The sequence below is a fragment of the Paenibacillus sp. GM1FR genome (assembly GCF_002803315.1).
Taxonomy (GTDB): Bacteria; Bacillota; Bacilli; order Paenibacillales; family Paenibacillaceae; genus Paenibacillus; species Paenibacillus amylolyticus.
Genome location: NZ_MKZL01000063.1, coordinates 92,779 through 106,768, shown reverse-complemented (window position 1 = coordinate 106,768; position 13,990 = coordinate 92,779). Strand labels below are relative to the sequence as shown.

General features: G+C 51.4%; 12 protein-coding genes. All 12 read left to right on the top strand.

Annotated features, from left to right (window positions below):
- Positions 1-100 precede the first annotated feature (100 nt).
- The gene (locus tag PAEAM_RS28510; protein ID WP_100529742.1) at positions 101-1,057 is read left to right on the top strand and encodes a glycosyltransferase family 2 protein; all 957 of its coding nucleotides are present in this window, start codon (positions 101-103) and stop codon (positions 1,055-1,057) included.
- Between the two features lie 41 nt (positions 1,058-1,098).
- Entirely contained in the window at positions 1,099-2,211 is a 1,113-nt protein-coding gene (locus PAEAM_RS28505) for a glycosyltransferase family A protein (protein ID WP_165790091.1), read from the top strand.
- Positions 2,211-2,984: a glycosyltransferase family 2 protein gene (locus PAEAM_RS28500; RefSeq protein ID WP_047841258.1), complete on the top strand. Its 774-nt coding sequence runs from the start codon at positions 2,211-2,213 to the stop codon at positions 2,982-2,984. Before PAEAM_RS28505 ends, PAEAM_RS28500 begins: the two co-directional genes overlap by 1 nt.
- Entirely contained in the window at positions 2,981-3,712 is a 732-nt protein-coding gene (locus PAEAM_RS28495) for a sugar phosphate nucleotidyltransferase (protein WP_076329021.1), read from the top strand. The genes PAEAM_RS28500 and PAEAM_RS28495 overlap by 4 nt, the downstream gene beginning before the upstream one ends.
- A 5-nt stretch (positions 3,713-3,717) precedes the next feature.
- Positions 3,718-5,259 carry a GT-D fold domain-containing protein gene (locus PAEAM_RS32650; RefSeq protein WP_347707923.1) on the top strand — a complete coding sequence of 514 codons (1,542 nt, stop codon included), beginning with the start codon at positions 3,718-3,720 and terminating at the stop codon, positions 5,257-5,259.
- A gap of 66 nt (positions 5,260-5,325) precedes the next feature.
- Positions 5,326-7,053 carry a glycosyltransferase family 2 protein gene (locus PAEAM_RS28485; RefSeq protein ID WP_165790090.1) on the top strand — a complete coding sequence of 576 codons (1,728 nt, stop codon included), beginning with the start codon at positions 5,326-5,328 and terminating at the stop codon, positions 7,051-7,053.
- Positions 7,054-7,405: 352 nt separating this feature from the next.
- On the top strand, positions 7,406-7,684 hold the full coding sequence (locus PAEAM_RS28480) for a glutaredoxin family protein (RefSeq protein WP_036605813.1): 279 nt from the start codon (positions 7,406-7,408) through the stop codon (positions 7,682-7,684).
- A 323-nt stretch (positions 7,685-8,007) separates the two neighbouring features.
- The gene (locus PAEAM_RS28475) at positions 8,008-9,351 is read left to right on the top strand and encodes an LLM class flavin-dependent oxidoreductase (RefSeq protein WP_100529739.1); all 1,344 of its coding nucleotides are present in this window, start codon (positions 8,008-8,010) and stop codon (positions 9,349-9,351) included.
- Between the two features lie 130 nt (positions 9,352-9,481).
- Positions 9,482-11,125 carry an ABC transporter substrate-binding protein gene (locus tag PAEAM_RS28470; RefSeq protein ID WP_100529738.1) on the top strand — a complete coding sequence of 548 codons (1,644 nt, stop codon included), beginning with the start codon at positions 9,482-9,484 and terminating at the stop codon, positions 11,123-11,125.
- Positions 11,126-11,347: 222 nt separating this feature from the next.
- Positions 11,348-12,280, top strand: coding sequence for an ABC transporter permease (locus PAEAM_RS28465; RefSeq protein WP_036605816.1), 933 nt, complete (start codon positions 11,348-11,350; stop codon positions 12,278-12,280).
- Between the two features lie 60 nt (positions 12,281-12,340).
- Positions 12,341-13,258, top strand: a complete 918-nt coding sequence (locus tag PAEAM_RS28460; RefSeq protein WP_100529737.1) for an ABC transporter permease — start codon at positions 12,341-12,343, stop codon at positions 13,256-13,258.
- Positions 13,259-13,381: 123 nt separating this feature from the next.
- Positions 13,382-13,930 (top strand): NADPH-dependent FMN reductase, encoded by a 549-nt coding sequence (gene ssuE / locus PAEAM_RS28455; RefSeq protein ID WP_100529736.1) that lies wholly within the window; start codon positions 13,382-13,384, stop codon positions 13,928-13,930.
- Positions 13,931-13,990: the final 60 nt, after the last annotated feature.

Below are 13,990 nucleotides of genomic sequence, written 5' to 3'. Positions count from 1 at the left end.
CTTAGTGCAAGGACAAACGCCGTTTCCACTGCTCCACGAATACATAGAATAACGTGTACTCCCTTGGCATGCCGATGATCGAATGCGGGAGGTGAAACTGTTGCGCAAAACCCGTACCACAGCACGTTATGCAACCCAAACCAATGTGACACGAAGAAAAACAGTGCTGAAGAAACGAAGATGGAAGTCTGGACACAAAAAGGGTACAAAGGCCTATACGTTCGTTATTCCATCCAAACAGCTGATGTCACAGGCTAAGGATGGAGTAGAGAATGGCGCGGAAAATGGCATGAGTGATGCTCCTTCACACAGGGATGTTTCTCAGCGACCGATGCTCTCGGTCATTATCCCTGCTATGAATGAGGAGAAAAGGATTGGTGCAGTTGTACGTGAAGCGCTGCGGATATGCCGTGATGCTGAAGTGCTTGTCGTAGTGAATGGTTCAACAGACGGTACAGCTAAAGCAGCCAAACGGGCTGGAGCACGAGTGCTCACGTATGCCGAAGCGCTGGGGCATGATGGAGGACGAAAAGTAGGCGCAGCGGAGGCGCGCGGTCAGGTATTGTTATTTACTGATGCAGATATCGCAATTCCCGCAGAGCACCTTGCACCTTACGTGAAGGCTGTGCTGAAGGGAACGGATGTGGCACTTAACGACTACCATGGGCCGGTCACTCATCATCCCGTTCATCCGGTAGTGGAGGCCAAACACATGTTGAACAGCATACTCGCAAGATCCGATCTCCGGGGGGCATCCATGACAGCAATTCCACATGCAATAAGCCGAAAAGGGCTTGAGGTCATGGGGATATCCTCACTGGAAGTTCCGCCACTCGCACAAGCGAAGGCAGTGATCGGCGGACTTCGGGTACGCGCTGTTCATCACGTACCTGTGGGTAGAATGAATGCAGTACGAATCAAAAAGCGAAGAGGACCTGATCCGCTCAGTCAAGTGGTACTGAATGATCATATGGCAGCGATTAAGTGGATTACGGATACGCTCGGTCCCCGCGGAGGTTATACCGATCTGAAACGTGTTCGCAACCTGGCGAGGTAAGCATGTCGCATCGGATGATGCAACATGCTGGAGGTGAGGAAATGAAGGGACGTTCAGGGGTTGTCCGCCGCAGGCGGACAACAAGTAGACAAATGACAGCAGGAAGAACAGTAATGAACAAGCGTCATAGGAACAAGAAGCATGTAGATATTCAAAAAAAAAGAAGAAGCCGAGCAAAGTCTGGCCAAGTAGATCTACACTTGATGTGGAAAGCGGGGCAAGTTGCAGGAAGGGAGGCAAAGGCGAACAACACAGTATCAGAAGAACATGCACGTCTCGTATGGAATGCACACGCGGTGAACGTTGCGGAGCTAAGCAACTTCGAGCTAGCTCTGAAGGCAGGTAAGGCATTTATGCAGGGTTATGCTCAGGCCTCGGGACATTCATTCCAGATCGTGCCACTACCTCTTCGTCATTCGGCTGCTGCCATTGTCTGTGCCTGTAATGAAGAACACACACTGGGGCAGGTGTTATTGCAACTAAAGCGGTTGCCTCTGACGGATATTATTGTGGTACTGAATGGAACGACAGATGACAGTTTGAAGCAGGTACTAAGGCAGCCGGGACTTACAGTAATCTATGAACCGGATCGGGCAGGACATGATGTGGGCCGGGCACTTGGAGCCAAGATGACGGATGCGGAGACGGTACTTTTTGTGGATGGAGATATGGTCGTATCGGCTGAACAGCTTGCACCCTTTCTGTTCGCGGTTGATCGGGGACAGGATGTGGCGTTGAATAATCTGACGTCTTTGCTGCCTGCGTTTGCAGGGCAGGATGAGGTAAGCCGGATCAAAGCATATCTAAACCGAACATTAGGCAGGGCAGATCTGGGTTCCAATTCCATGACAGCCGTGCCTCATGCATTATCTCGTCGTATGATTCAGACCGTGAAGCCAGCATCACTGGCTGTTCCACCTAAGGCACAAAGTCTAGCTATTCAGCATGGAATGAACGTCTCGGCACCAAGTCAGGTGGATGTTATTCGTTCCAATCGGTTGCGTCCTGGTAACACGGGAAGTGGGAATGATGTCGCCAAATTGATCATCGGAGATCATCTGGAGGCACTGGCTACATTGCTGGGTACAGGTTGGAATCCAGCCCAGGCACATACACTCTCCCGTGTAGAAGTCGCTTACAGGAGGAACGCCTAATGACACTGACGAGTATGATTATCCCAACATACAATGGTCTGGATCTGATCAGGCCCTGCATCGATGCCATACGTCAATACTCGGGCGATCCTGCGTCATATGAAATTATCGTGGTAGATAACGGTTCGACGGATGGAACGGCTGAATATTGTGCGCTGGAGCGAATTCGATTTGTAAGGTTCCCGGACAATCGGGGGTTTCCGGCAGCGTGTAACGCTGGACTTCGTGCAGCTTGCGGGGATGAGTTGTTGCTGTTGAACAATGATGTTACGGTCACGCCCCGTTGGCTGGAGAACCTGCGAACGGCTCTGTACAGTGACGCAAGTATTGGGATCACGGGTCCTGTTACGAATTATGCAAGCGGCATCCAGCAGATTAAACTGCAGTTTCGGGACATGGAACATTTTCAGGAGTTGGCCAATTCCAATAATGTTGCGGATTCTTCAAGGTGGAGGGAAGTACGTCGGATCGTCGGTCTGTGCATGCTGATGAAACGAGATGTCGTGGAATCAGTTGGGCTGCTTGACGAGGCATATTCTCCGGGACACTATGAGGATGACGATTATTGTTATAGAGCAAGATTGCAGGGATATCGCCTGCTGGTATGTGGAGATGTTCTCGTGCATCATCAGGGAAGTGCCAGCTTCCAGAAGACAGATCCGGTAGCGTGGAAACAGCTGCTTGAGCGTAATCGTTCGATTTTTATGAACAAATGGCATGTCGATCCGCTTGAATATATGGACATATCCGATGAAGGAGGGAACGTGGAATGAAAGGTGTAATTCTTGCCGGCGGAACAGGAACTAGACTGTATCCGCTGACCCGGCTCATTAACAAACATCTGCTTCCAGTCGGTAAACATCCGATGATTATGTATGGCATCGACAGGCTCCGCCAGGCAGGCATTGATGAACTATTGATTGTAATCAACAAACATTCGGCCGGGTTATATACAGAGTATCTTGGTGGGGGAGCGGATCATGGGGTCAAGTTGACTTATCGCATTCAGGAAAAGGCAGGCGGGATTGCGGAAGCGTTGGATCTGGCGACCACTTTTATCCTTCCTGGCGAAAAATTCGTTGTGCTTCTCGGTGATAATCTCTTCAGCGATGATCTGAAGCCTTATGTGGATCGTTACATGCAGCAACCTGCTGGTACAGCACGAGTTCTGCTCAAAGAGGTGGATGATGCACGACGTTACGGGGTGCCTGTTTTTGATTCAAAGCATCCAGAGCGAATCTCGTACATTGAGGAGAAGCCAAGCCACCCGAAAACCTCTTATTGTGTGACGGGCATATACATGTATGACGATCATGTATTTAACCTGATTCGCAACATTGCGCCGTCTGCGCGTGGAGAACTTGAAATTACGGATGTGAATAATCACTACGCGTCTGCTGGCGGACTGGAATACGACATTTTGCAGAAATACTGGAGTGATGCAGGTACATTTGAATCGCTCCAGGAAGCAGCTGTCCGTATGAAAGGACAATTGCCCTAAAATATATGCGACTGATGCTGCCGCTGTGCGGTGCCCCATGGGAGCAGAACACTCTGCGCCGGAGCTGGAAGGATGCTCCGGCGCTTTGCGCAGCGACAATCCTCGTGCATGCCAAAGGAGGGAATGGCGTGAGAGTAGTGACACGCACCGGGGCCGCTAAGGCCTCCGTGTCGGGTAAGCCCCGGGGCATCCACCCGGCCGTATTTATGGGCAGTGGCACTCCGGCAGCAGCAGGTACAGGGTCTGCTGGAGTCAAAGGTGTGAAGTCAGGGAAACGTAGTACCCCGACCAAAGCGGGTACATCTGCCGGCGCATCGCATAAGGCTGCTGCAAGGAAAGCGAGCAGCACAGGCAGTGTTGTTGGCAGAGCAGGCAAAGCTGGGTCTGCGGGCGCGAGCAGAGCGGCAAGAGCCAGCCGCACCGGCAAAGGCAAAGCCGGTCTGCGCCAGGCCACTGCTGGGCGCAGGCCAGCATCCGCGCGGGGCCGGCGCGCCGCTGCCCGCGCCAAGCAGCGCACGGCGATGCGCCGTGCGCCCATGCCGGCACCGCAAGCCAGCACGCCACCGGCGATGCCTGCCAGCGGTGCTGGCCCCGCCCCGCGCCAGGCGACACACCCGAAGGGTGTCGCCCCCGCGGGGCGGGGAGGCGCTGCCGGCGCGAAGGCGGGCAGCGCGAAGGGCTTGCCGCCTCCGCCCGCGGAGCACGCAGTGCAGGCGGAGGCTGTGCCCGGCGGCTACGCCGAGGGCTACCGCGACGGCGTATTCGCCGGCGGGGAGGCGCTGGTGGCGCAGCACATCCCGCCGGATCACATTCTGCCTGCCGTGGCGGCGGCAGATCTGATCGCGGCGGGATTCCGCCAATATGCGCCCAGCCTGGCCCGGCTGTCCAGCCCGCATGAGATGGCTGGACACATCACGGCGGCGCTGGATGCGCAGCGCCCCTTGTCTGTCGTTCGCCTCGGAGATGGCGAACTGCTCACACTGGCAGCCGATACGGTGCTGCCAGGTCAGGAAGTGCAGGAGCTGGCACCGTTTCTGCCCTATGCAGGGGTGCCATGCTCAACCCCCGACATCCGCGCGATGCTTGCGGAAGCCATACAGGCCGCCGACTGGGTTGGCGTGCCGATCTCGCGGGCGCCGACATTCCAGGGTCTGTTATTCCCGGTATTGCGCCACTTCGGGATTGACTGGTCTCGGCTGAAATTGACCAGTTCCACGATCAATTACAGTCTGCATCAGTCCGGCCTAGTGTTGCCCTTGCTGCAAGGACGGCGGGTTCTGCTCATAGGCAGCCAGGCACCAGAGCTTGCGGCACTGCTGCATAACCGGGGGATTCATGTCACAGGCATCATTGGTTCTGTGGCGGGAGTCATGGATATTCCAAAGGTGATGCAGCAAACCGCAGAACATGCTTTTGATATCGCGTTGGTGGCGGCGGGAATTCCAGCGGTCATTCTGTGTCGGCGAATTGCAGGTGAACTCGGCAAGGTCGCTCTGGATTTTGGACATTTGGCTGACAAACTGGTAACAGGAGAGCTTCAACTCTAGTGGACCGTCCGGGGGCTGGTTATGTGCGTGTTGGCCTCACGGACAAGTGGAAATGGAGGGAGCAACATGAACACACCCGATCAACAGCGCGGGGAAGGACGTCATGGTCGTAACAACAGGGTTAATGCTCGAAATGTTGTCCGTCGAAAAGGTCACAGTCATCTGAACATTATTCCAAATATCAGCACTCGCAGTGACAACAGCCGCAGTGAAAACAACAGGAATGGCAGCATAAGCAGCGAAAAAAAAGCGGCCCGCCGTGCCACACAACACGATGTCTCGCGATCTGACATGGCAGTCCTGCATGCAGCAGGTCGCCGCTCAATGCGGAAATCCAGACGTAAAGGCAAAAGCAGGCGCACACCCAAAGGCGCCAGGCTCTACAAACAGGGGTATACCAGAGGATACAACGAAGGTGTTCGCCAGGGACGGAGCTCGTTTGGTCTTGTATTTGAAGGAGTTAGCATCATTATCCCCACGTACAATCAGCGGGAGTATGTGCTGCAATGTGTGTCCAGTATCGAGAAACATACCCCTGCCCCTTTCGAAATCATTGTTGTGGACAATGCCTCCAAGGATGGAACTGCCGAGGCCATGCTCCGCAAAGGCGGCATGGTGAGGGTGGCATCCCTGGATAAGAACCGGGGGTTTGCCGGAGGTGTCAATCATGGGCTGATGATGGCGAGAGGACGACATATCATCGTGTTGAACAACGATACGCTCGTTACTCCAGGCTGGCTGGATAACATGATGACTTGTCTTGCCAGTGATCCGAAGATTGGTGTAGTGGGTCCGGTGACCAACTATATTGGCGGGGATCAGCAGATTCAGGTTCCGTACCGTGAGGTAGAAGAGATGTGGCCTTTTGCCGCCACACATAATCGTCCGGATGCAGACAAACATCGAATAACCGATCGCCTGGTCGGATTCTGCTGGCTGTTCTCACGGGAGCTGCTGGAACGGGTAGGTTATCTGGACGAAGGGTACGCGGTGGGCAATTTCGAAGATGATGACTGGATCATTCGGGTGAAGCTGGCAGGATACCAGCTTGCGGTAGCCGGGGATGCTTTTATCCACCACTTCGGAAGTGTCAGTATGAAAGCCTTGGGTGAGCAAGACTTTGCTGTAGTGAATAAGGATAACGAGCAGTTTTATAGCCAAAAGTGGGGAGATCCCCATGCGCTGGTTGCCGAAACCTCCCGCTTGGCTAGACAACAAACCTCTGGTACCCCATCCGGTCAACAAGAGGAGGGTGACACAAACCCAATGGATCCGCGTCAGCCAATCTCAACGCAGGGCAGCCAAGATCCAGCATTACAGTTCAGACACAGTTATGACTTCTACCCGGAAGGTTCGTTCCTGTCCGATGCCAAAGGAGAGGTCTATACTTTAACTGGCGGTCGGCGGCGTAAGTTGAACATCCCTGTACCGCGTGGAATATCTCCTGTTCAGGTTGCCAAACCGGACCTGCTCGCCATTCCTGCCGGAGAAGCACTGATATCAGCGGGGGACGTACAAGGATGGCCGAGGGAATCACAACAGGTGCATACAACAGCGGTTCATGGTTCTCACAATGGCTGGGCAGAAGGAAGTATTGTTGCCGCAGTGGATGCACCCGAGATTCGATATCAGATCAGCGGAGACAAGCGGAGACGATTTGTTTCGGTCTATGCGGCAGAACGTTGGGGTGTACATTCTGGGCATATTATCAGCGTGTCTGCGGACCAACTGAATGCGATGGAAGAAGGCTGGCCCATTATCGCCCCACCTCAGCTCTTGAACCCAGATCTGTAATGTCAGGCGATCTGTTTATGCGAATCAGCAGCATGATGCGGAATGGAAAATGTAGCGGTACCCTGTGTAATCGCTCTGATTCATTCCGCATCCGAATATTACATATGAGTTGGTAGCTAGACTACTGAAGCAGTGCGATTCATTCCTGTAAAATAAGCCATCTTTCAAATTTATAATTTAATCTTTCTATTTGGTTATAGGTTTATTCTATTAGCAGATCCATTGACGCAGGAAGGGCACAGGAGTACATTTAGAGCCATAATTCTTATTTAACAGATGGGAATTGAAGGTCTAGGGCGTTCATATTCAATGGCCCAGATCTTGATCTTAAAACTAATCAGGAGGTATGTCGATGTCATCATCAACCAAAAAAGTCGTGCTGTGGAGCAAAACAGGCTGTCATTTCTGCGGGGAAGTGAAAGCATTTCTGACAGAGCGAAACCAGCCTTTTGAGAACATTGAAGTGCAGGGCAATGACGTGCTGCGTGATGTGCTTGAAGCAAAATATGGCATTCGGCATGTACCCGTTATTGAAGTGGGAGGGGACGGCAAGTTTGAAGCCTTGCTGGAACCTGATCTGGAGAAGCTGGCGGAACTTCTGGCACGAGCGGACGAAGCGGCAGCAGTCTAACGGGAGTGGATATATACCTTTGGAGCAAGCCGTTCCGGTTGCTGCATGATGCAAGATCGCATTTGTACAGCAGCCGGAACGTTCAATAAGTTATAGCTCTCTTGGGATGTAAATGGTCTTATTTACATCTTCAATGTTCATATAGAAAAAATCTATTAGTCACGCTGTTGACCCTTTTACGGGGCAGTGATAAGATTTGTGAAATTAAAACAAACCAAACTCATAGGAATAGTTAACTTTTAAGTTATTTCGCATACGTAATCAGTTCAGTTGGCCCTTGATCATTCTTTTGAAGATTCTAATCCAAGGAAGGCGGAGTGCATATGACAGCGAAACGCAGTTTGAAATTTGGAGCCATTATTCATGGGGTTGGAGGAAGCAACACCACATGGAGACACCCGGAGGTTCTGTCGGATGCCAGCGTTAACTTTGGATTCTACAAACGTCAGGCACTGAAAGCGGAGGAAGGCAAGTTTGATCTGGTCTTTATCGCAGACGGTCTGTATATTACCGAGAAATCCATTCCGCATTTCCTCAATCGCTTCGAACCAATCAGTATCCTCTCCGCTTTGGCTGCCGTTACTTCACATATTGGACTGGTAGGCACCCTCTCGACATCCTATAGTGATCCGTTCACCGTAGCCAGACAGTTCGGTTCCCTCGATCAGATCAGTGATGGCCGTGCAGGCTGGAACGTCGTGACTTCTCCGCTGGAAGGTACAGCGAAGAACTATAGCAAGAGCAGTCACCCTTCGCATCCGGAACGTTATCGCATTGCCGCGGAATATTTACAGGTAACCAAAGGGTTGTGGGACTCTTGGGAAGATGATGCCTTTGTAAGAGACAAAGAGAGCGGTGTCTTCTTTGATCCATCCAAGCTGCACACGCTTAATCATGAAGGAGAGTTTTTCTCCGTACAAGGTCCGCTCAATATTGCCCGTTCACGGCAAGGACAGCCGGTGATTTTCCAGGCAGGTTCATCGGAAGATGGCAAAACGCTGGCGGCGCAAGAAGCGGATGCTGTCTTTACCGGACACGATACGATTGAAGATGCACAGGCATTTTATAAGGATGTGAAAACACGAGCGGCTTCCTATGGACGTTCTGCACAGGATATTGTTATTCTGCCAGGCATCAATCCTATTGTTGGACAGACCGAAGAGGAAGCGGAACAGAAGTATCAGGAGATCGCAAGCCTGGTTACCATTGATAAAGCGCTGGATTATCTGGGACGTTTCTTCGAACACCATGATTTCTCCCAATATCCGCTGGATGAACCGTTCCCGGAGCTGAATGGCATTGGAAGCAACAGCTTCCGCAGTGGGACTGACAAGATCAAGAAGGATGCCAAAGAGCAAGGATTGACCTTGCGTGAAGTGGCTCTGCGGGCAGCAACACCGCGCAGCAAATTCCTGGGCACACCGGAGCAGGTTGCTGACAAGATTCAGGAATGGTTCGAGACGGAAGCGGCGGATGGTTTCATTATTGCTTCGGAGCTGCCAAGTGGATTGTCTGATTTTGTGGAACTGGTTGTTCCGATTCTGCAAGAACGCGGTCTGTATCGTACGGACTATGAATACGATACATTGCGAGGTAACCTTGGGGTACAGATTCCGGTTAACCGTTATACGGCTGCGAAGAAGCAAGTTGTATCTGATTTGGCATAACTGAGATGAACCTTATTCAATTTACACTACGTTTCGTACTGCTTTAAAACCGACTTAACTCATAGGATATATAGAGTATTGGTATAAACATCAATTTAATGACACCTGTATACACAGAGGGGGAAGCGATATGAACAGGTCTATCTCATGGATGAAATATATGGCATTGGCAGCAGTATTGGTGATGGTATTATCCGGTTGCGGAGCGGCGGGAGGCAGCACGAACGGTGCAGCACAGGCTTCGGGCGGGGGGCAGGCCGGGCAAGCTGAAGGAGGCAACCTGACTTTTGCACTCGCGACTTCACCGGATACACTAGACCCTCATCGCAGTGGGCTTGCCGTAACGGTACGCGCCATCCGGACGATCTACGACAATCTGGTTGTGCAGTTGCCTGATGGTTCCATCAAACCGTGGCTTGCCACGGAATGGAGCGTATCCGAGGACGGCAAGAGTTATACGTTCAAGCTGCGTGAAGGTGTGAAGTTCCATGATGGCACACCGTTTAATGCGGAAGCCGTGAAATACAATCTGGACCGGGTGATTGATCCGGCCACCAAAGCTGCCAATTCTCTGGCCCTGATTAGACCGTATAGCTCCTCCGAAGTCATTGATGAATATACCATCAAGGTAAATCTGGAATCACCATCGCAAGCCTTTCTCGGTAACTTGAGCCAGGCACTTCTGGGGATCGTATCCCCTACAGCTGCCCAAAAATATGGTGACCAGCTAGGTAAAAATCCGGTGGGCACAGGTCCGTATACCTTTGTGAAATGGGAAGAAAATGCGGATATCGTCGTTGCCAAAAACAAGGATTACAACTGGGGACCTGAGACGGTTGAAAATAAAGCCGCGCCCCATGTGGATACGATCACATTCAAGATTGTACCGGAAGAAGCAACGCGTATCGGAAGTGTACAGAGTAGTCAGGTACTCGCTGCCGAGACGGTTCCACCGCAAAATATCGCTGCATTAAAAAACGATCCGAACCAGCAATTGTTACAGGCCAATACGGTTGGACTGCCGTACACACTCTTTTTCAATCTGCGCAAAGCGCCTTGGGATGATGTGAAAGTAAGGCAGGCGGTACAATCCGCCGTAGATGTAGATTCGATTGTCAAAACATTGTATCTGGGCAACTACGAACGAGCATGGTCTGCACTGTCTCCTGGAATCCTGGGTTATGATGCATCGCTGGAAGGTAGCATTAACCCGGACATCAACAAAGCCAATCAGCTGCTCGATGAACAAGGCTGGGTGAAAGGTGCTGATGGTATTCGTGCAAAAGACGGCCAGAAACTGACCCTGCGTTATGTCGATGGTTCGCCCAATCGGGAGAAACGCAATGACATTGCCGCCATTATCCAGCAACAGTTGAAACAGGTTGGCATTGCTGTTGAAGTCGAGATTACAAAAGATATCGCAACAGTCATCTATCAGAACTGGGATTATGATCTCTATGGAAACAGTCAGGTCAATTCTGACCCAAATGCCTTGTACGCTTTCTACCATACGAGTGCAGAGGGCGAGCGCCCCACATTGTCCGGTTTGTCTGATCCAAAGATCGATGAACTGTTAGAGCAGGGAGCGGTCGAGACGGATCCTGATAAACGTGTTCAGATCTACAATCAAATCCAGCAATACCTGATTGAGCAAGCGGTAATTCTGCCGATCTATGTATTCCCGTATACCGTCGCTGCATCCAAAAAGGTCGAAGGCATCAAGTTTGATTCATTAGGTTATCCACTCTTTAACGACGTCCGCATTCAGCCCTAACAGAGGTTGTTCAAAAAGTCCACTTTTGATTACGAGTCATGCCTAATGGCATGATCAGCATCGAATATGAAATTCAGCCGAAATGTCCGTTGCTCACGTAGTTTCCTACGCTCCGCTACTCCATTTCTAGCTTCATTCCATCTTCTCGGTACTGAAAACTGGTCTTTTTGAACACGCACTATAGGAACGGCCAATCCAGATTGAGGAAGGAGATATCCCGGTATGGTTCAAACGATACTGTCACGACTTGCAACATCGCTTCTGGTTATTTTCGGAGCTTCGGTGCTGGTGTACTGCATCATGTATCTCCTGCCGGGTGATCCGGTTCTGCTCATGCTGGACCCGTCCTCGGCTACCCCGGAGATGATCGAGAATCTGCGGGTCCAGCTTGGACTGGATCAGCCGTTTTACATCCAGTTTGCGAACTATTTCGGTGATATGCTGCGTGGGGATTTCGGTAAATCAATGATCAATTCCGATCCGGTTTTGCCAAAAATACTGGAACATTTTCCAGCCACACTGGCTTTGACCGCACTCAGCTCAATCATTGCCATCACGATTGGAATTACACTTGGTGTATTGTCTGCGATTCATCGCAATGGCGTGATTGATTTCGTTGCCCGGCTCGTTGGACTGTTCGGCATTTCCATGCCAACCTTCTGGACGGGGATACTGCTCATCCTGTTATTTTCAGTACAGCTTGGCTGGTTCCCGGCGATGGGTTCCGACGGATTCAGCTCACTGGTTCTTCCGGCAGCTACGCTGGGTCTCGTGGGTGCAGGATTTATTGTACGGATGGTGCGGAACAGCATGCTGGAAGTGATCAATGAACCGTTTATCGTGGCGTTACGGGCCAAAGGACTTTCGGAACGTGCCATCATGTATGGTCATGCACTGCGTAATGCGCTTATTCCTGCAGTAACGGTAATTGGCATGCTGATCGGTGATCTGCTTGCGGGAACCGTTGTGGTGGAGACCGTCTTCTCCAGACAGGGGATCGGCCGAATTATTGCGGATGCACTAATGGCCAAGGATCTGCCAGTGGTGCAAGGGGTTGTTTTCTTTACATCCATTATCTATGTGGTCTTGAACCTGCTGGTGGATATCTCGTATTCGTACATTGATCCCCGGGTTCGGCGTGCAGTCCGCACATGATATCGGATAGAACAGTCAGAAGTGTCCTGACGCGGAGTATGAAAGGAGGAGTTGTTGCTCATGAGCATGAAACCTTTGGCTGGTGACAAAAAAGCATGGGCCGGCAGTATAGGACGTATCCATCTGTGGAATCGCCGCCCTTGGCGTTATCGCGTCTCATTCGCGGTATCCCGATTATTCTTTTATGCAGCATTGCTGGTGGTGGTGTTTACCGTGGCATGTGCGATTGTACCGGGCTGGATTGCGCCCTATGATCCAACTCAGATGATGACGGATGCCATACTGCAGGCTCCTTCTGCTACGCATCTGTTCGGGACGGACTATTTTGGCAGGGATATCTTCAGTGTGGTTGTGCATGGAAGCAGGGATTCGCTGCTCATTGGATTTGCTTCCGTTCTAGTGGGCGGTATTGTCGGTAGTGCGCTTGGTATTATCTCCGGTTATGCCGGAGGAATTGTTGATACTGTCACGATGCGGGCTGTCGATATTCTGATGGCTGTACCCGGCGTGCTCCTGGCATTGTCTGTTGCAGCTGCTCTCGGGCCAGGGCTGATGAATATTGCACTGGCTGTTGCGGTTTCCTCCATTCCGGGCTACGCACGGGTGATGCGTGGGCAGGTCATATCAGTTAAAGGTCTGCCTTTCATTACAGCGACACGTTCACTGGGCGGTTCCAATGCACGTATTTTCTGGAAACATGTACTGCCACATTCATTGTCACCCCTGCTGGTCATGGCTACGCTGGGCGTAGGGACATCAATTCTTACGGGCTCCGGACTCAGTTTTCTGGGACTTGGGGTGTTGAAGGAAATACCGGATTGGGGCGCATTGCTCTCGCAAGGTAGAGGGTATCTGACGGTTGCCTGGTGGATCTGTACGTTCCCGGGTCTGGCGATCACGTTGTTTGTACTGGCGGTTAATCTGATTGGAGACGATATTCGCGATCGGCTGGACCCCAAAGTAAAAGGAGCGGCTTGACCGCTATTCCAAAATATAAGAATTTATAAGTTTCACCCTATCCATTTTTATATTTCACTGCGAAACGGTAGCTGTGCCACCAGAGGACGGCGACAGCCGTTTACGCTTGAGGAGGAGATATTCATGTCACATGTTGTCATTATTGCAGGATCACCTTCCAAAAGTTCGCGTTTGACAGGTCTGACGGATTACAGCAGCCAAAAATTAACGGAGGCAGGCATCACTGTTGAAGTCATTCATGTTGTGGACCTGCCCGCTGAGGATCTGGTGCAAGCCCGGTTTGACAGCTCATTCATTCGTGATGCACTCGCTGTCGTGGAAGCGGCGGATGCAGTTATTGTGGCTACACCGGTATACAAGGCATCGTACTCGGGAGTGCTCAAGCTGTTCCTGGATCTGATTCCGCAAGAAGGGTTGCGGGGCAAGTTGACACTTCCGCTCGTTATCGGTGGCTCTATAGCTCATCTGCTCGCCATTGATTATGCATTGAAACCTGTTCTGGCAGCCCTTGGTGGAAGACATATCTTGGGTGGCGTGTATGCTGTGGATCAGGGAATTGAGCGATTGGATGATGGAAAATTTGTACTCTCGGCAGATGTGACTACACGTTTGGATCGCTCGCTGGATGAATTGATATTGACACTGGAAAAGGATGGGATTACGATATCATAAAACCAAGTAAGTATATTGGATAAATCAATATAAGATCAAACGTCTGCGGACGTGGATACG